The organism is Sphingomonas sp. SORGH_AS_0789, assembly GCF_031453055.1.
In the GTDB taxonomy this organism is placed as follows: domain Bacteria; phylum Pseudomonadota; class Alphaproteobacteria; order Sphingomonadales; family Sphingomonadaceae; genus Sphingomonas.
Window position 1 is genome coordinate 960307 of record NZ_JAVIYV010000001.1, and the last position, 18270, is coordinate 978576.

Annotated in this window: 15 protein-coding genes; all 15 read right to left on the reverse strand. The window is 68.5% G+C overall.

Translation table 11 applies throughout. From position 1 onward, the window contains the following. Positions 1 to 2 precede the first annotated feature (2 nt). Positions 3 to 518: an FUSC family protein gene (locus QE360_RS04355; RefSeq protein WP_307102404.1), complete on the reverse strand. Its 516-nt coding sequence runs from the start codon at positions 516 to 518 to the stop codon at positions 3 to 5. Next, positions 515 to 2188 (reverse strand): ubiquinone-dependent pyruvate dehydrogenase, encoded by a 1674-nt coding sequence (gene poxB / locus QE360_RS04360; protein WP_309699581.1) that lies wholly within the window; start codon positions 2186 to 2188, stop codon positions 515 to 517. Before poxB ends, QE360_RS04355 begins: the two co-directional genes overlap by 4 nt. Before the next feature lie 211 nt (positions 2189 to 2399). Beyond that, positions 2400 to 4142, reverse strand: a complete 1743-nt coding sequence (locus QE360_RS04365) for a methyl-accepting chemotaxis protein (protein ID WP_309699583.1) — start codon at positions 4140 to 4142, stop codon at positions 2400 to 2402. A gap of 14 nt (positions 4143 to 4156) precedes the next feature. Next, entirely contained in the window at positions 4157 to 5236 is a 1080-nt protein-coding gene (locus tag QE360_RS04370; protein WP_309699585.1) for a chemotaxis response regulator protein-glutamate methylesterase, read from the reverse strand. Further along, positions 5236 to 6087, reverse strand: a complete 852-nt coding sequence (locus QE360_RS04375; protein WP_307102395.1) for a protein-glutamate O-methyltransferase CheR — start codon at positions 6085 to 6087, stop codon at positions 5236 to 5238. The genes QE360_RS04370 and QE360_RS04375 overlap by 1 nt, the downstream gene beginning before the upstream one ends. 69 nt (positions 6088 to 6156) lie before the next feature. Next, complete coding sequence (locus QE360_RS04380; protein ID WP_307102393.1) at positions 6157 to 6648, reverse strand: chemotaxis protein CheW; 492 nt, start codon at positions 6646 to 6648, stop codon at positions 6157 to 6159. Further along, positions 6645 to 8339 (reverse strand): methyl-accepting chemotaxis protein, encoded by a 1695-nt coding sequence (locus QE360_RS04385; RefSeq protein ID WP_309699590.1) that lies wholly within the window; start codon positions 8337 to 8339, stop codon positions 6645 to 6647. The genes QE360_RS04380 and QE360_RS04385 overlap by 4 nt, the downstream gene beginning before the upstream one ends. A 202-nt stretch (positions 8340 to 8541) precedes the next feature. Further along, on the reverse strand, positions 8542 to 10461 hold the full coding sequence (locus QE360_RS04390) for a methyl-accepting chemotaxis protein (RefSeq protein WP_309699592.1): 1920 nt from the start codon (positions 10459 to 10461) through the stop codon (positions 8542 to 8544). Between the two features lie 72 nt (positions 10462 to 10533). Next, entirely contained in the window at positions 10534 to 11019 is a 486-nt protein-coding gene (locus tag QE360_RS04395) for a chemotaxis protein CheW (RefSeq protein WP_309699594.1), read from the reverse strand. Continuing rightward, positions 11016 to 12941, reverse strand: a complete 1926-nt coding sequence (locus QE360_RS04400; RefSeq protein WP_309699596.1) for a CHASE3 domain-containing protein — start codon at positions 12939 to 12941, stop codon at positions 11016 to 11018. Before QE360_RS04400 ends, QE360_RS04395 begins: the two co-directional genes overlap by 4 nt. Positions 12942 to 13071: 130 nt before the next feature. Further along, complete coding sequence (locus QE360_RS04405; RefSeq protein WP_309699598.1) at positions 13072 to 14856, reverse strand: methyl-accepting chemotaxis protein; 1785 nt, start codon at positions 14854 to 14856, stop codon at positions 13072 to 13074. A 59-nt stretch (positions 14857 to 14915) separates the two neighbouring features. Next, entirely contained in the window at positions 14916 to 15419 is a 504-nt protein-coding gene (locus tag QE360_RS04410; protein ID WP_309699600.1) for a chemotaxis protein CheW, read from the reverse strand. 4 nt (positions 15420 to 15423) lie between these two features. Continuing rightward, complete coding sequence (locus tag QE360_RS04415; RefSeq protein ID WP_309699601.1) at positions 15424 to 17421, reverse strand: chemotaxis protein CheA; 1998 nt, start codon at positions 17419 to 17421, stop codon at positions 15424 to 15426. Further along, on the reverse strand, positions 17418 to 17786 hold the full coding sequence (locus QE360_RS04420; protein ID WP_307102379.1) for a response regulator: 369 nt from the start codon (positions 17784 to 17786) through the stop codon (positions 17418 to 17420). The genes QE360_RS04415 and QE360_RS04420 overlap by 4 nt, the downstream gene beginning before the upstream one ends. Beyond that, complete coding sequence (locus QE360_RS04425) at positions 17783 to 18097, reverse strand: STAS domain-containing protein (RefSeq protein WP_309691914.1); 315 nt, start codon at positions 18095 to 18097, stop codon at positions 17783 to 17785. The genes QE360_RS04420 and QE360_RS04425 overlap by 4 nt, the downstream gene beginning before the upstream one ends. Between the last annotated feature and the right edge of the window lie 173 nt (positions 18098 to 18270).

Below are 18270 nucleotides of genomic sequence, written 5' to 3' on the forward strand. Positions count from 1 at the left end.
GGCTAGGCCCGGCGGAACAGCAACCGTTCCGCCACCCAGTGAAGCGCCGCGCCGATCGCGACGCCCAGCAGCACCTCCTGCGCGCGGGCGAGCGCGGCGGTCAGGATGGTGCCGCCGGGCGGTACGGTCAGCAGGACGATGACCGAGGTCCACATGCACACGCGCAGCTCGGTGCGCAGCCGCGCGACGGCGGCGGTGATCCCCACCGCCACCGCCAGCATCGCCACCGGCCCCGCCCCGTGCAGGATCAGCGCGACCAGCACCGCAACCCCCACCCCGATCACCGTCGCGACGATCCGCCAGCTCAGCGACCGGTGCGTGTCGCCCAGCGTGTCCTGCGACACGACCAGCGCGGAAACGCTGGCCCAGACCGGATGGTCGAGCCCCAGCCGGTTCGCCACCACCAGCGCCAGCACCGCCGCGCCGGTGCAGCGCGCGACGAACGCCACGCTGCGGATCGTGTCCGCCCGCGACAGGCGCTGCCCGACCCAGTCCCTCAGGGCAAGCCGCCGGATCACCGGAAGAGATTGGCCCTGGCCAGTTCGATCACCTCGTCCCCGCGTCCGCTCAGCACCGCGCGCGCGGCGTACAGGCTGAAGCCCTTGACCTGCTCGGCCTGGATCTTGGGGGGCATGATCAGTTCCTGGGTCTCGGTCACGACATCGACCAGCGCGGGCCCGTCATGCGCGAACGCCGCGCGCAGGGCCTCCTCCAAGGCGTCCGAGCGGGTGACGCGCACCCCGAAATAGCCCATCTCGCGCGCGATGGCGGCGAAGTCGGGATTGTGCAGCGACACATTGGTATCGACATAGCCCGCCGCCTTCTGCTCCATCTGGACGAAACCCAGCGAGCGATTGTTAAAGACGACGATCTTGACCGGCAACTTCATCTGCACGGCGGTCAGCATGTCGCCCATCAACATGGTCAGCCCGCCATCGCCCGACAGCGACACCACCTGCCGCGCGGGATACGCCCCCTGCACGCCCAGCGCCTGGGGCAGCGCATTGGCCATCGATCCGTGGTTGAACGATCCGATCAGCCGCCGCTTGCCGTTCATCGTCAGATAGCGCGCCGCCCAGACGGCGGGCGTGCCGACATCGGCGGTGAAGACCGCATCCTCGGCCGCGATCCGGTCGACCAGCCGGGCGACATATTGCGGGTGGAGCGGCTTGTCGCCGTCGCGCGGGGTGGCGAGATCGTCCAGCCCCTTTCGCGCGTCGCGGTAATGCGCGCGCGCCTTGTCCAGGAAGCGCCCGTCGCGCTCGCCCGCGATCAGCGGGATCAGGCCGCGCGCGACCTCGCCGACATCGGCGACCACCCCCAGGTCGAGCGGCACGCGCCGCCCCAGCGCGCCGGGATCGCGGTCGACCTGCACCACCTTCGCCTTTTCGGGATAGAAGTTGCGATAGGGAAAGTCGGTGCCCAGCATCAGCAGCGTGTCGCACTCCATCATCGCGTGATAGCCCGACGAGAAGCCGATCAGCCCGGTCATCCCGACATCATAGGGATTGTCATATTCGATCCATTCCTTGCCGCGATAGGCATGGACGATCGGGGCCTTCAGCGCCTCGGCCAGCGCGACCACCTCGTCATGCGCGCCCGCCGTGCCCGCGCCGCACAGCAGCGTCACCGCCCTGGATTCGTTGAGCAGCGCGGCGACCTGCCCCAGCGCCTGCGCGTCGGGCACGAGGCGCGGCGCGGCAAGGGCGGGGAAGGGAATGGCGCGCGTCGCGGGCGCGGCCTGCAACGCGACGTCGCCGGGGATCACCAGCACCGCGACGCCGCGCTGGCCGATTGCGGTGCGGATCGCACGGTGGAGGATCTCGGGCATCTGCCGCGCATCCTGCACCATCTCGCAGAAATGGCTGCACTCGCGGAACAGCTCGGTCGGATGGGTCTCCTGGAAATAGTTCAGGCCGATTTCGCTCGACGGGATATGCGCGGCGATGGCGAGCACGGGAACGCGATTGCGGTGGCAGTCGAACAGGCCGTTGATGAGATGGAGATTGCCCGGCCCGCAACTGCCCGCGCACACCGCCAGCGCGCCGGTCGCCGCCGCCTCGGCCCCCGCGGCGAAGGCGCCCGCCTCCTCGTTGCGGACATGCATCCATGCGATCTTGCCCGACTTGCGGAGCGAATCGTTGAACGCGTTCAGGCTGTCGCCCGTCACGCCCCAGATACGCGCCACACCCCGCCTCGATCAGCGTGCGGTTCAAAAGGTCGGCGATCGTCTCGGCCATCTCGCATAGTCCCTTGCTGTGCCACGGGGACAGGCGTGTCCCCGTTCATGCTGCAGGAGCGAAACGATTGGTGAGCCGATTGGCTTCGTGACGGACGGGTGAAGCTATCGTAACCCTCGCCCGCCCCGCCGCCGGGACGGGCGCGGCCCGCGAACCGGATCAGAACAGCCCGTCATCGTCGTCGTCGAAGGTGACCGCCGCGACCGACGGCGCGGGAACCGCCATGCCGGGCAACAGGAAGTCCGCATGGATCACCCGCTCGCACGCCATGGTGTAGAGGCTTCCCGCCCAGGGCAGCAGTTCGGTCAGCGCGGCGAAATCCTCGGCGGTCAGCGCACCCGCATCGGCCGCATGACCCTGCTGCTCGGCATAGAGTGCCAGCCCCTGCGCGGCGGTCGCCAGCGTGTCGGCAAAGGCGCGCTGTTCGGCCAGGTCGCTGGCACTCGCCTGGAGCGACGCCAGCACGCGCTGCGCGTCGCCATCGCCCTTGGCCATCACCGCGCTGGAACTTTCGCAGGCCGCGCGGACCACCGCCAGCGCGTCGTTCAGCGCGCCGCGCGTGCGCACCGTGCCGTCCTGCGTGCTGTCCTGCACCAGATCGATCGCCGCCAGCACGCCGACCAGCCGACCGACCGCGACGCTCAACTGGTCCAGACGGCTGGCGCAGGGGGCGACCTCCTTGGCGATGACCGCGACCGCGCGGCCCAGGGTGCCGTGGCGACGGCACAGCAACTGGGTATTGGTCGAGATGTCCTGCACGCTGGTCGCGATGTTGCGGATCCGGCTGAGCCCCTGGGTCAGATCGGCCAGCGTCCGACTGACGAAGCCGGTCAGTTCGGCGAGATGCCCGTCGGCGTCGCACAGCTGGTCGGTGACGCTGGTCAGCTTGGCGATGTCCAGTTCCAGCCGGACCAGGATCTGCCCGTCATCGGCATTGTGCGAACCCAGCAGCGTGCGCAGATGATCGGCCAGCGGCCCCAGCCGTTCGAGCGACTGGACGATCGCGACGATCTCCCGCCCGAAATCATCGGCCATCGCCTCCATCTGCGCGGCGGCCAGCCGGGCCAGATGCGCGGCGGCGCCAGGCGGCACCGGCGGCACGTCGCCGATGGTCGCGGGCGCGATGCGGCGCAGGATCGTGATCACATGCTCGGCGCGCTGGCGCACGCTGTCGCCGATCTGGATCGCGCCCAGGATGCGCGCCACCTCGCCCTGCACGGTGCGCATGATGCCCGCCACCTCGTCGGTGGTGCGCATCACCGCGTTCACATGGTCCTGCAACGCATTGGCATTGCCGGTCAGTTCGGACGGCACCGTCCCCCCGGCGCTCGCGCATTCGCGGGCCAGCCGCTGGTCGGCGGCCTGCACCTCGCCGATGACCTGGTTGAACTGGCCCAGATCCTGTTCGATGTGGCGCAGCTCGTTCCGGCCGCTGGCCAGCTTCTCGTCCATGCCGACCACGAAGTTCAGGAAGGACGGCTCGCCCGACGAGGCGATCTTGATGTTCATGCCATAGATGCCGAGCAGCTTCAGGATCATGCCCACTTCGCCCAGCAGCCCGCGCAGCTCGCGCGTGCGGCCGTTCAGCGTCTCGACCTCGACCGCGCGGCGCGCCTGGATCATCGGCAGGGTGATCAGGCGATAGGCGACGTCGCGCAGCCGCGTGACGGCGACCCCGGCGGTCTCGGGCGACAGCGACTCGCGGATCACCGCCAGCCCCTGCGCCAGCCCGTCGATGGTGTCGATCGCCGAGGCCAGCGCCTCGCCGGTCTGGCGAAAGGCATCCTCCAGCCCCGTCATCTCGCCTTGCAGATGATCGGCCAGTTCCCCGACCGACGGGGCACCCGGAACAGGTCCCAGGACGGGGGTGGCCAGGGGCGTATCGATCCGTGCCATCAACATGGTATTTCCCCTTCTCAGCGGGCCGTGGCTTGCAGCAGTTCGCGCGCGACGCTGCCCAGCGGGATGATCCTGTCATGCGCGCCGCGCGCGATCGCTTCCTTGGGCATGCCGAAGACGATCGAGGTCGCCTCGTCCTGCGCGAAGGTGCGCGCGCCCGCCTGCTTCATCTCCAGCAGGCCGCGCGCGCCGTCGTCGCCCATGCCGGTCAGGATGATGCCGACCGCATTGGCCCCGGCGTTGCGCGCCGCCGAACGGAACAGCACGTCGACCGACGGGCGATGGCGCGAAACCAGCGGTCCTTCGCGCACCGACACGACATAGCGCGCGCCCTGCCGTTCCAGCATGGTGTGGCGCAGGCCGCCGGGCGCGATCAGCACCCGGCCGCGCATCACCGTGTCGCCGTCCTCGGCCTCCTTGACGTCGACCTGGCACAGCCCGTCGAGCCGCTTGGCGAAGGCGCGGGTGAAGCTCTCGGGCATATGCTGGACGATGACGATGCCGGGCGAATTGGCGGGCAGCGCCTCCAGCACCTCGCGCAGCGCCTCGGTCCCGCCGGTCGACGCGCCGATGCACACCACCATCTCGGTCGTGCGGCTCATCGCGCGGCCGGTCGGCGGCGGCAGGACGGCATCGGCGGTCAGCTTCTGCGCGGGGGCGGTGGTCCGCCCCTGGCGCCGCGCGCCCAGCCGCGCGGTGGCGGCGCCCTTGACCGTCTCGCGGATCATCAGATGCGCCTCGGCCAGATGGTCCGCCACCCCCACGCGCGGCTTCAGGATCACGTCGACCGCGCCGGCCTCCAGCGCCTGGAGCAGCGTCTCCGACCCCTCCTCGACCAGCGAGGAGCACATGACGACCGGCACCGGGCGCTGCGCCATCAGCTTGCGCAGGAAGGTGATGCCGTCCATGCGCGGCATCTCGACGTCGAGCGTGATGACGTCGGGCACCTCCTCCTGGATGTAGCGCGCGGCGGCGAAGGGATCGGCGGCCGCCGCGATGACCTCGATCGCCGGATCGGCGGACAGGATCGCGGTCATCGCCTGGCGGACGCTGGCGCTGTCGTCGATGACGAGGACGCGGATCTTCTTGACCGGCATCAGACGCGCTCGAACACGGTGTTGGCGACCGGGCGCAGCGGTAGCTGGAATCCGGCGATCGACTCGGAATGGCCCAGGAAGATCAGCCCGCCGGGCCGCAGACAGGCGACCAGCCGCGACACCACCTTTTCCTGGGTCGGCTTGTCGAAATAGATCAGCACGTTGCGGCAGAAGATGATGTCCATCGCATCGCCCACCGGATAGCGTTCGTCCATCAGGTTCATCTGCGCGAAGCCGATTGCCGAGCGGAGGGCGGGCGCGATCCGCATCTCGCCGCGCTTGGGATCGCTCGGCCGCATCACATAACGGTTGCGCAGCGCGGTCGGCACCGGGTCCAGCATCGCCGCCGGATAGACGCCGCGCCGGGCGGTGCGCAGCACCTCGCTGTCCAGATCGGTCGCCAGGATGCCGAAATCGGGGCCGCCCTTGTCCTGGGCATAGGCATCGAGCAGCATCGCCAGCGTATAGGGCTCCGCCCCCGTCGAGCAGGCCGCGCTCCACACCCGCAGCTGGCGCACGCCCTCACGGTGCATCTTGGGCAGCGCGGTATCGACCAGATAGTCGAAATGCTTGGGTTCGCGGAAAAAGTCGGTCTTGTTGGTGGTAACCGCGTTCAGCAGATGCTCGCGCTCCCCCTCCAGATGATTGCCGTCGAACAGCCAGCCGCAATAGTCGCGCAGGCTGGACAGGCCGTTGGCGCGCACCCGGCGGCGCAACCGCCCCTCGATCATGGTGATCTTGACCGGCGGCAGGCGGATGCCGCACTCCTTGTAGATATAGGCGGCAAGCCGATCGAAATCGCGCGGTTGCAGCGCATCGGTCGTGTCTGCCACGCGGGCCAGATTGCTCAAGGGGTCGGTTCCTGTTCGCCGGAAGGAAAGGGACCGGCCGCCGCGCCGGGCGGCCGGTTGCAAGAAGGATCAGGCCGCCAGGCCCAGGGTCGCCAGCGCGTCGGGCCCGTCATCGGCGCCGAACAGCCGGGCGGGGTCGAGCAGCGCGACGAAGCCCGCCCCGCGCCGCAGGATCGCCTCGATCTGCTGCGACCGCCAGCGGCCGCCGATATCGGGCGAGCCCTCCACCGAGTCGGCGGCGAAGGTGCTGACGTCGAGCACCCGGTCGACCACCAGCCCCAGCGCGAGCGGCGCGCCCCCCGCGCCGGTCATGTCCACGACCAGAATGCGGGTCGTCAGCGTCGGCTCGACCGGCGGCAATCCCAGCCGCGACCGCAGATCGACCATCGGCACCGACAGGCCGCGCACATCGGTCAGGCCCAGGAACCATTCGGGCGCGGCGGGCACCCGATAGGCCGGACGATGGTCCAGGATCTCCCGGACCGCGGTCACGGGAAGCGCGAACTCCTCGTCCCCCAGACCGAAGACCACGACCTGGATGTCTCCCCCCGCCGCGCTCATGCCGCGCGTCCGAATTCGGCGTCTTCGCCGTCCGGGCCGCCATTGGTCAGGTCGAGCGCGAAGCCGCGCACCCGCGCCTGCTGGTCGGCGACCGAACCGGGCCGCGCGGGCGACGGAGCCTTGGCCCTGACCTTGGCGACGGCCGGGCGCGAGGCCGGGCGGCGATTGTGCGGCGTGCGGGCGGCAGCCCCATGGCCGATCGTGTCGACCTGGAAGAAGGCGATGCCCTCCTGAAGCTCCTCGGCCTGGCTGGCCAGTTCCTCCGAGGTGGACGAGATCTGTTCGGACGCCGAGGCGTTCTGCTGGGTGACCTTGTCGAGCTGCTGGATCGCCTCGTTGATCTGGACCGCGCCGATATCCTGTTCGCGGCACGCGGCGCTGATCTCGGCGACCAGCTCGGCGGTGCGGCGGATGTCGGGGACCAGCCTGGTCAGCATCTCGCCCGCCTGGGTCGCGGCGGCGACGGTGTCCGAGGACATGCCGCTGATCTCGGCGGCCGCCGTCTGGCTGCGCTCGGCCAGCTTGCGGACCTCGGCGGCGACGACCGCGAAGCCGCGACCATGTTCGCCTGCGCGGGCCGCCTCGACCGCCGCGTTCAGCGCTAGAAGGTCGGTCTGGCGGGCGATTTCCTGCACGATGCCGATCTTCTCGGCGATGGTGCGCATCGCGACGACCGCCTTCTGCACCGCCGCACCGCTCTGTTCGGCGTCCTGAGAGGACTGGCGTGCGATCTTCTCGGTCTGGGTGGCGTTGTCGGCATTCTGTTTGATGTTGGCGGCCATCTGCTCCATCGAGGCCGAGGCCTCTTCGGCGGCGGCGGCCTGTTCGGTCGCGCCCTGGCTCACCTGCTCCGACGAAGAGGACAGCTGCTGGCTGCCGCTCGCGACATTCTGCGCCGCCTGGGCGGTCTGGGTGATCGTGTCGCGCAGGCGGCCGGTCATGCGGTTCACCGTGTCGACCAGATCCTTGATCTCGTCATTGCTGCGGACCGACACTTCGTTGTTCAGGTCGCCTTCGGCCACGGCGGACATGGCCTCGCCGACCTTGCGCAGCCCGTTGGACACCAGCAGCGCGATCCACACCGCACCGCAGATCGCGATCAGCAGCGCGACCGCGGCGGTGGCGAACATGGTGGTGCGCGCCGATGCGTAGAGCGCGTCCGACTCGGCATTGGCCTTGACCATCTGCCCCTGGGTGATGATCGCCAGCTTGCCCAGCGTCTCGCTCAGATTGCTGGCGATGGCGCGCCCCTCGGTCACCGAGATCTGCGCGGCCTCGGCATTGCGATTCTCCATCGCCAGGCCGCGCGCCCGCTCGCTGACCGTCTTGTAGGCGCGCCATTCCTCCAGCGCCTTGGTCCAGACCGGACGCCCCTGCTCGGTGGCGATCTTCAGCCCGCCGTTCAGGCTTTCCTGGATCTTGGCGTCATATTGCGCGAACAGCGCCTCGAAATTGCGGTTCGCCGCCGCATCCTGGGTCAGCATCATGTTCTTTTCGGCGCGGATCGCGCGGCCGATATCCCCATCGGCGGTCAACGAGAGCTGGATGCGCCTGGCCGGTCCATCAATGATGTCCGCGATCATGGTGTTCAAAACGTTGATCTTGGAAATGCCGACCCCGACGACCACCGCCAATAGCAACAATACTACCGCGAATGTCCCGGCCAACTTCATCTTGATGGTTGCGCGCATCGTCAGTCCCCGTAAGAACCACCTTTCGAGGTGGTTTCGAATCACCCATAAAATTCCGATCATCAATTAACCGGCAACTGATGAAGGATTGGTTCAGAGCGGATGCTCTTGTGCCGATTTTACGCGGCCTTGCGCGGCGATGGCGTCCGGGAGCGAGGCAATGCGACGCCCCGCCCCCGATACCCGCCCCCGGATGGCGACGTCAGGCGACTCGGCCGAAATCCACATCCTCGCCGTCCGGGCCGCCGCTGGTCATGTCGAGCGCGAAGCCGCGCAGGCGCGCCTGCTGGTCGGCGACCGATCCCGCACGTCCGCCACCGGGCCGCGCCTTGGCCGCCGCCGGACGCGGCGCGGGCTTGCGCGCCGCCGACTTGGCCGCCGCCGGTCGCGCCTCCTGCGCCACGCGGAAGAAGGCGATGCTCTCCTGCAATTCCTCGGCCTGGCCCGCCAGTTCGGTCGACGTGCCCGAAATCTGCTCGGAGGCCGAGGCGTTCTGCTGGGTCACCTTGTCGAGCTGCTGGATCGCCTCGTTGATCTGGACCGCACCGATATCCTGTTCGCGGCAGGCGGCGCTGATCTCGGCGACCAGTTCGGCGGTGCGGCGGATGTCGGGGACCAGCCTGGTCAGCATGTCGCCCGCCTGGGTCGCGGCCGCCACCGTATCCGAAGACATGCCGCTGATCTCGGCCGCCGCCGTCTGGCTGCGCTCGGCCAGCTTGCGGACCTCGGCGGCGACGACCGCGAAGCCACGACCATGTTCGCCCGCGCGCGCCGCCTCGACCGCCGCGTTGAGGGCCAGCAGGTCGGTCTGACGGGCGATCTCCTGCACGATGCTGATCTTCTCGGCGATGGTGCGCATCGCGACGACCGCCTTCTGCACTGCCGCCCCGCTGATCTCGGCATCCTGCGAGGACTGGCGCGCGATCTTCTCGGTCTGGGTGGCGTTGTCGGCATTCTGTTTGATGTTGGCGGCCATCTGCTCCATCGACGCCGAGGCCTCTTCCGCCGCCGCAGCCTGCTCGGTCGCGCCGCCCGACACCTGCTCCGACGAGGAGGACAGCTGCTGGCTGCCCGCCGCGACCAGATCCGCCGCGCCCGACACGTTGATCGCAAAGCTGGTCAGATTGTCGACCAGATTGTTGATCGCATCCTTCATCCGGCGATGATCGCCCTCGCACGCAATCTCGACCCGTTCGAGCAGCGAGCCCGTGCTGACGAGATTGAGCACCCGGTTGCCCTCGCCGATCGGCAGCAGGATCGCGTCGAGCATCCCGTTGATGCCCTGGACCAGACGCGCGAAGTCGCCGGGGAAGCGCTGGGCCTCGCCCCGCTCGCTCAGCTGCCCCGCGGTCGAGGCGGCGATCAGCCGCTGGATCTCGCCGATGATCGCCTTGAAATTGGTGCGCAGCAGCTCGATCGTCTCGTTGATAAAGGCCTTCTTGCCGGGCAGCTGCTCCATCGGCGCGTCGAAATCGCCCTCGCCGAACTGCTTGATGCAGGCCATCGCCTTCTTCTTGGCGGCGATATGGTTGGCCACCATGTCGTTGAGGCCCTTGGCCATCGCCGCGAAGTCGCCCTGGAACCGCTCGACCGGCACGAAGACGTCGATATCGCCGCGATCATGCTCGGCCGACATGGTGTTCATCTCGGCGATCAGGCCCTTCAGATTGCCGCGAAGCTGCTCGATCGTGTCGTTGATGAACGCCTTCTTGCCGGGCAGCGGCGCCAGCGGCGCCTCGAAATCGCCCTCGCCCAGCGACTTGACGCAGGCCATGGCCATCTTCTTGACCGCGATATGGCTGGCGACCAGGTCGTTGATCAGGCGGGCGGCGGCGGCGAGGTCGCCGTGGAAATCGTCGACCGGCAGCATCGCGTCGATGTCGCCGCGGTCATGCTCGGCGGCCATGTGCGACAGCCGCCGGGTAAAGGCGGCGGTGGGGGACGCCGCCGCTTCGATCATGTCGTTCACCGCGACCAGAATGTCGCGCGCCTTGCCGGTCGCGCCGGTCAGATCGGCCCGCTCCTGCGTCCGCCCCTGGGCGAAGGCGCGCTGCAACCGGGTGATCTCCATCGTGGCGACATCGACATGCGATGTGGTCTTGAGCGAGGCATGGAAACGCATTTTACTGCTCCGAAGAGGTTATGATCTTGAAAAAGGAAGCGGGGCGGTATCGATCGATACCGCCCCCGAAAGTCAGGCCGCCGCCGCAAGGGACATGGGGCCGTCCAGATCGTCCGCCGCGAACAGCCGACCGGGATCGAGCAACGCGACGAAGCCCGTGCCGCGTCGCAGGATCGCCTCGATCTGCTGCGATCGCCATCGGCCGCCGATACCGGGCGAATCCTCGATCATGTCCGCCGCGAAGATGCTGACGTCGAGCACCCGGTCGACGACCAGCCCGAGCGAGAGCGGCACGTCCCCCGCCCCGGCCAAGTCGACGACCAGGATCCGGGTCGTCAACGTCGGCTCGACCGGCGAGAGGCCCAACCGCGCGCGCAGGTCGACCATCGGCACCGACAGGCCGCGCACATCGGCCAGCCCCAGGAACCAGTCGGGCGCGGCCGGCACCCGATAGGCCGGACGATGGTCCAGGATCTCGCGGACGCTGGTCACGGGAAGCGCGAATTCCTCCTCCCCCAGCCCGAAGACCACGACCTGGATGTCGCCGCGCGCGCTCATGCCGCGCGTCCGAATTCGGCGTCCTCGCCGTCCGGGCCGCCATTGCTCAGGTCGAGCGCGAAGCCGTGCGCGCGGGCCTGCTGATCGGCAACCGACTGGGAACGCGGCGCGGGCTTGGCCTTTCGGGCGGCGGCGCGGCGATCGGCCGGCTTGGCGGCACGCGACGATCGGGCCGACCCGGTGCGGTCGCGGTCATCCACGTTGAAATAGGAAATGCTCTCCTGAAGCTCCTCGGCCTGACTCGCCAGTTCCTCCGAGGTGGACGAGATCTGTTCGGCGGCCGAGGCGTTCTGCTGGGTCACCTTGTCGAGCTGCTGGATGGCGCCGTTGATCTGGACCGCGCCGACATCCTGTTCGCGGCACGCGGCGCTGATCTCGGCGACCAGCTCGGCGGTGCGGCGGATGTCGGGGACGAGGCGGCTGAGCATCTCGCCCGCCTCGACGGCGGCGGTGACGGTGTCCGAGGACATGCCGCTGATCTCGGCCGCCGCCATCTGGCTGCGCTCGGCCAGCTTGCGGACCTCGGCGGCGACCACCGCGAAGCCGCGACCATGTTCGCCCGCGCGTGCCGCCTCGACCGCCGCGTTGAGCGCCAGCAGGTCGGTCTGGCGCGCGATTTCCTGCACGATGCCGATCTTCTCGGCGATGGTGCGCATCGCGACGACCGCCTTCTGCACCGCCGCGCCGCTCTGTTCGGCATCCTGCGAGGACTGGCGCGCGATCTTCTCGGTCTGGGTCGCGTTGTCGGCATTCTGTTTGATGTTGGCGGCCATCTGCTCCATCGACGCCGAGGCCTCTTCGGCGGCGGCGGCCTGTTCGGTCGCGCCCTGGCTCACCTGCTCCGACGAAGAGGACAGCTGCTGGCTGCCGCTCGCGACATTCTGTGCCGCCTGGGTCGCATCGCCGACGACGCCGCGCAGACGCTCGACCATCGTGACCAGCGCATGGCCCAGCCGGTCCTTGTCCGACAGCGGCTTGGGCTGGACGGTCAGGTCGCCCCCGGCAATCTCTCCGGCGATGGCGGCGATCCCCTCGAAGCTGCGGCGCAGCGCGTCGAGATTGGCGTTCAGCTGATCGGTCAGGCCGCCGAAACGCTGGGTCATGCCGACCGTCGTGTCGCCCTTCGACACGGCATCCAGCACGCCCGAAATCTGGTCGAACGCGCCCTCGACCGCGCCGACGCTGCCCTGCATCTGCCCGATCTCGTCGCGGCGATTGGTCGCCAGCGGCTCGGCGATGCGGGCCAGCGCCTGGGACAACAGGCCGATGGGGCGGGCGATCGTGCGGGTCATCAACAGGCCGATCGCGACCGCCGCCAGCACGCTGGCCGCCATGCCGATCCAGATGGCCAGGGTGATCGTCGAGAAGGCGTCCCGCTGCGCCTCCTGCCGCTGGGCGAGCAGGGTGCGTTCGGTGGCGACCAGTTCACCGACCCGGCCACGCAACTGGTCCATCGCCGCCTTGCCCGCACCGCTGCTCTCCAGCGCGCGCGCGCTTTCGCGGGTTTCAGGATGCGCCATCAGGCGGATGGCCTTTTCGGCGACATCGTTATGCCAGCTTTCCGCCAGCCGCCGGATATCGTCCAGCCGCGACTGCTGCGCCGGATTGTCGCTGGTCATCGCCTTGACCTCGGTCCAGGCATGCGAAAAATCGGTCCAGCCCTTGTGATAGGGCTTCAGGAAGTCATCGTTGCCCGACACCAGATAGCCGCGATAGCCGGTTTCCTGGTTGACCATGTTGGTGACGATATCGTCCGCCGTGGCGATGACCTTATAGGTATGTTCGTTGATCTCGGTGGTCGATTTGACCTTGCCAGCATTGGACAGGATCACCCCGTCGACGCCGACCGTAATCGCGATGATCGCGCCCAGACATAATGTCAGCTTCTTCGATATCGACAGATTGTTGAACAGCGTCAGCATGTGATGTCCCAAGGAGGAAAAAAGGGCGCACGCCGGGGCCTCCGCGTCTTGGCGCGCGGATGACGGTCGGCGTTACGGATGGGAAAGGGTTGGTGGGGGAGGCGACCCGCCTCCCCCGGTCACGCAGCGATCAGGCGGCGCGTCCGAAATCGGCGTCCTCGCTGTCGGGACCGCCATTGGCCAGGTCGAGCGCGAAGCCGCGCACCCGCGCCTGCTGGTCGGCGATCGAGCCGGGTCGCGAGGCCGGGCTGGCCTTCTTGGCTGGCGCGGCGCGCTGGACGACCGGCTTGCGAACCGCCGAGCTGCGCACATGCTGGCCACCGGCCTTCTCGACGCGGAAATAGGCGATGCCTTCCTGAAGCTCCTCGGCCTGGCTGGCCAGTTCCTCCGAGGTGGACGAGATCTGCTCGGAGGCCGAGGCGTTCTGCTGGGTCACCTTGTCGAGCTGCTGGATCGCCTCGTTGATCTGGACCGCCCCGATATCCTGTTCGCGGCACGCGGCGCTGATCTCGGCGACCAGTTCGGCGGTGCGGCGGATGTCGGGGACCAGCCTGGTCAGCATCTCGCCCGCCTGGGTGGCGGCGGCGACGGTATCCGAGGACATGCCGCTGATCTCGGCGGCCGCCGTCTGGCTGCGCTCGGCCAGCTTGCGGACCTCGGCGGCGACGACCGCGAAGCCGCGTCCATGTTCGCCCGCGCGCGCCGCCTCGACCGCCGCGTTCAGCGCCAGCAGGTCGGTCTGACGCGCGATCTCCTGCACGATGCCGATCTTCTCGGCGATGGTGCGCATCGCCACGACCGCCTTCTGCACCGCCGCGCCGCTCTGCTCGGCGTCCTGCGACGACTGACGCGCGATCTTCTCGGTCTGGGTCGCGTTGTCGGCATTCTGTTTGATATTGGCGGCCATCTGCTCCATCGACGCCGAGGCTTCCTCGGCGGCGGCGGCCTGTTCGGTCGCGCCCTGGCTCACCTGTTCCGACGAGGAGGACAGCTGCTGCGAGCCCGCCGCGACATTCTGCGCCGCCTGGGTCGAGTCGCTCACCACGCCGCGCAGACGCTCGACCATCGAGACCAGCGCATGGCCCAGCACGTCCTTGTCCGACAGGGGCTGGTGGCTGATGGTCAGGTCGCCGCTGGCGATCGTATCGGCCAGCTGGGCGCTTTCGCGCAGATTGGCGGTCATGCGGTTGACGGTGTCGACCAGGTCCTTGATCTCGTCATTGGTCTTGACGGTCACATCCTGGCTGAGATCGCCGATGGCCACCGCGTCGAGCGCGACCGACACCTTGCTCAGCCCCTGCGACACCAGGCGCGCGATCCAGAAGGCCGCACCGATCGCGATCAGGATCGCCGCCACCGCCGTCGCCAGCAGGATGTTGCGCGCCTGCTCATATTGCGCATTGGTATCGGCATCGGCCTGCTTCATCGCGTCCTGCGCGATATTGACGATCTGGTCGATCTGTTCGGACATGGTGCCCGCGATCTCGCGCGACTTGGACACCGAAAGCTGTCCGGCCTCGGCATTCTTGTTGACCAGCGCCAGGCTGCGGATCTGGTCGTTGATCGGCACATATTGCTCGAAGAGCGACTGGACCTGCATCCAGCGCGGCTTGCCGTCGGCGCTGGCGATGTTCAGCCCCGTCGCGATCAAGTTGCGCGTCTCGCTGCGCGCCTTCATCACCTGTTCGTCGAACTTGCGGGTCAGCGCATCGTCGTTGGTCAGCGCCATGTTCTTTTCGAAGCGCAGCGTCTTGTTCATCCGCTCATTGACCATGAGCGCGATCTCCAGCCGCTTGGCGGGGCCCGCGATGACCTCGGTGATCGCGGAGTTCAGTGCGTTCATCTTGGCGATGCCGACGCCGATGACGGCCAGCAAAAGCAATATCGTGACGGCAAAGCTGGCCGCCAGTTTCATTTTTATCGTTGCTCGCATGATTTTGTCCCCACGCGCAAATGGCTGATATGTCGTATGTTTTAGTGGATGCTTGCCGCCTCGGTCGCATGAGCGGTCAGACGCGAGAACAGGGCCGCCAGATCGGGCAGGACGACGACGTCGCCCTCGCGCCGGACCAGGCAGCGAACATGGTCGCGCGGCCAGCGCATGCCGATGACGGGCGCCTCCTCCGCATCGCGCGCATGCAGCACGGTCACCTCGTTCACCCGGTCGGCGGTCAGGCCGATCAGGATCGGATTGCCGTCCAGGTCGAGCTCGATCACGATGATCCGACTGTCGGCGGTGGTGCTCAGCGCCTCCATCCCGAACGAACCGCGCAGATCGGCCAGCGGCACGATGCGCCCGCGAAAGTTGATGACCGCCGCGGCCAGCGGATCGGCGCCCGGCACCGCGGTGACCGGCATCATGTCCAGTATCTCGCGGACGATGCCCGCCTCCAGTGCGAAGGTCTCTCCGCCCAGGCCGAAGGTCAGGACCTCCAGCCCCTGGTCGGGCGTCCAATGGGGTACTTTGTGATAGGGCATGGGCTTATCCAGCGGCCAGACGCCGCTCCTCCCTGGGCTGGCTCAGCGCGATCAGCTGGGCGATGTCGAGGATCAGGGCGACCGAACCGTCGCCCAATATGGTCGCGCCCGCAAAGGCCGCGACGTTGCGGTGAAGCGGCGACATCGCCTTGATCACCGTCTGGTGGTTGCCGATGATCTGGTCGACGACCAGGCCGACCCGCTCCTGGCCGGTGCCGACCACGACGATCTTCTGATAGGTGTCGGGCTTGGTCCCGGTGTCGAACAGGTCGCGCAGCCGCAGGAACGGCACCAGCCGCTCGCGCAGCGTGATGATGCTGCGCCCGCGCGAGCGCAGATCCTCCTCCAGCGACAACTCCAGGCATTCTTCGACCGCCGCGAGCGGGATGACATAGCGTCCCTCGCCCACCCGGACGAGCAGCCCCTCGATGATCGCCAGCGTCAGCGGGATGCGCAGCGTGATGGTCGAACCCTGGCCGGGCACGCTCTTCACGTCGATAGAGCCGCGCAGGCTTTCGATCGTGCGCTTGACCACGTCCATGCCGACGCCGCGCCCGGACAGGTTGGTGACCTGCGCCGCCGTCGAGAAGCCGGGGTGGAAGATCAGGCCCAGCAGTTCGTCCTCGCCGACCACCTGCCCCGGCTGGATCAGGCCATTGGCCTCCGCCTTGGCACGGACGCGCTCGACATCGATGCCGCGCCCGTCGTCGGTGATGGTGATCAGCACCTCGCCGCCCGCCTGATGCGCGCTGAGGCGGATCAGACCGCTGGCCGACTTGCCCGCCGCGAGGCGGTCCTCGGCCCGTTCCAGGCCATGGTCGCAACTGTTGCGGATGATATGGACCAGCGGGTCGAACAGCCGCTCGATCACCGTCTTGTCGACCTCGGTCGTCTCGCCCTCGGTGACGAGCTCGATCGTCTTGCCGGTTTCGATCGCCAGGTCGTGGATCAGGCGGCGGAAGCGGCCGAACAGCGTCGAGACCGGCACCATGCGCAGGATCATCATCGTGTCGCGCATCTCGCCCGCCAGCCGCTCGATCTCCTCGGAGACGGAGCGCAGGCTCAGGTCATGGCCATGGCCCGCCAGCTGCGACAAGCGGCTCTGCGCGATGACGAGCTCGCCGACCCGGTCCATCAGTTCGTCGAGACGCTCGGCGGGGACGCGGACATGCTCGCCCTGCGACCGGTTGGCCGGGGTGCGCGCGGGCTGGTCGTTCGCCGCGACCGGGGCCGTGACGGCGGGTGCGGGGGCCGAAGCCGCGACGGGCGATGCCGCCGCCGGTTCGTCCGCCACCGCCGGTTCCTCGCTCGCCTCGACCGCCAGCGGGGCGATGGTGATCTCCATATCGTCCATGACGAACAGGAAGACGTCCTCGATCGCATCGCGCGAAATGTCGCCGATCAGCGTGCAGTCCCAGCCGACGACGCAGTGGCCGGGCTCGAAGGTGCCGAGCGCGGGAATCTCGTCGGTCCGCGCAACGATCGTCGCCTCGCCCAGCTCGCGCAGCTCGTCGAGCAGCGCCAGCGGATTGGTGCCATTGGCCATCGCGTCGGGCGGCAGGCGGAAGGACAGCGTCCAGCCCGTCCTGACCGGCCCGGCGACGGGCGCGGGCGCTTCGCCGGCCCCGCCCGCCGCGGCATCGACCGCCGCCGCCAGCCGGGTCAGGATCGCCTGCCCCTCGGCCTCGGGCGCATCGCCCTCGACCAGCGCGCGCATATGGTCGCCCGCCGACAGGATGACCGACACCAGGTCCGGCGTCGCGCGGACATCGCCCTTGCGGACGCGGTCGAACGCGGTTTCGCAGTGATGGGTGAAGGCCGCCAGCTTGTCGAAGCCGAACATCGCGCCCGAGCCCTTGAGCGTGTGAAGCCCCCGGAACACGGCATTGACCAGGCTCATGTCGTCCAGCCGGTGCCCCAGGTCGAGCAGCCCCTGTTCGACCTGCTCCAGAAGCTCGCCCGCCTCGATCCGGAAGGCGGCTGTCGGATCCTCGCCGCTCACCGTGCGAGGACCTTCTGCGCGACGCGGATCAGCTGTTCGGGCTGGAAGGGCTTGACCAGCCAGCCGGTCGCGCCCGCCGCCTTGGCCTGCGCCTTCATCGCGTCGTCCGATTCGGTGGTCAGGAAGATGATCGGCACACCCGCCTGCGCGGGTTGCTGGCGCAGCGCGCGGATCATCTCCAACCCGTCCATATTGGGCATGTTCAGGTCGGTGACGATCAGGTCGAACCGGGTCGCGGTCGCCTTGCTCAGCCCCTCGACGCCGTCCGCGGCTTCGGTCACCGCATAGCCCGCGCCGGTCAGCGCGATGCGGATCGCCATGCGCAAGGAGGCGCTGTCGTCAACGGTAAGGATCGAGGCGGTCATTGGTCCGTATCTCCGTGGAACCAGAATTGGCTGTGTTCGGGGTTGGGGTGGGGCAGGAAGGCCGCCCGGTTGAGAAGCGCGCGGAAGGACTCGCCCGCCGGGGCCGCCAGGGCGAAATCGCAATCGACCTCCGCCGCGCCGACCCGTGCCGCCTGGACGAGCTGGACGACGCTCAGATCGGGGGCGGCGACCTCGGAGAGATCCAGCCGGACCGTCGCGCCCGGCGTGATGACGGCCTGCAATTCCTCGGCAAGCGTGCCGATGTTCGGCAGGCACAGATTCTCGCTTGCCATCACTGTCGTGATCGACATGATTTTATCCTTCGCAGCAAAGATTCGACGGCGCAGGATCGCGCCTGCGTCGAGGATCACTTATCTATCGGGACGATCGTCAAGATTTCGGCGCCCGGTTCCGTATCCCAATCGGGAGTCACCCTTGTCGCGCGGCTGCACCCGGCTTGCCTTGGCACGGGTGAAGGGGCGTC

Coding starts and splice junctions, on each gene's coding strand:
- QE360_RS04365 (WP_309699583.1), bottom strand. CDS start 4,142: ATGTTGATGGCACGGATCGATACGCCCCTGGCCACCCCCGTCCTGGGA.
- QE360_RS04370 (WP_309699585.1), bottom strand. CDS start 5,236: ATGCCGGTCAAGAAGATCCGCGTCCTCGTCATCGACGACAGCGCCAGC.
- QE360_RS04380 (WP_307102393.1), bottom strand. CDS start 6,648: ATGAGCGCGGCGGGGGGAGACATCCAGGTCGTGGTCTTCGGTCTGGGG.
- QE360_RS04385 (WP_309699590.1), bottom strand. CDS start 8,339: ATGCGCGCAACCATCAAGATGAAGTTGGCCGGGACATTCGCGGTAGTA.
- QE360_RS04390 (WP_309699592.1), bottom strand. CDS start 10,461: ATGCGTTTCCATGCCTCGCTCAAGACCACATCGCATGTCGATGTCGCC.
- QE360_RS04395 (WP_309699594.1), bottom strand. CDS start 11,019: ATGAGCGCGCGCGGCGACATCCAGGTCGTGGTCTTCGGGCTGGGGGAG.
- QE360_RS04400 (WP_309699596.1), bottom strand. CDS start 12,941: ATGCTGACGCTGTTCAACAATCTGTCGATATCGAAGAAGCTGACATTA.
- QE360_RS04405 (WP_309699598.1), bottom strand. CDS start 14,856: ATGAAACTGGCGGCCAGCTTTGCCGTCACGATATTGCTTTTGCTGGCC.
- QE360_RS04410 (WP_309699600.1), bottom strand. CDS start 15,419: ATGCCCTATCACAAAGTACCCCATTGGACGCCCGACCAGGGGCTGGAG.
- QE360_RS04420 (WP_307102379.1), bottom strand. CDS start 17,786: ATGACCGCCTCGATCCTTACCGTTGACGACAGCGCCTCCTTGCGCATG.
- QE360_RS04425 (WP_309691914.1), bottom strand. CDS start 18,097: ATGTCGATCACGACAGTGATGGCAAGCGAGAATCTGTGCCTGCCGAAC.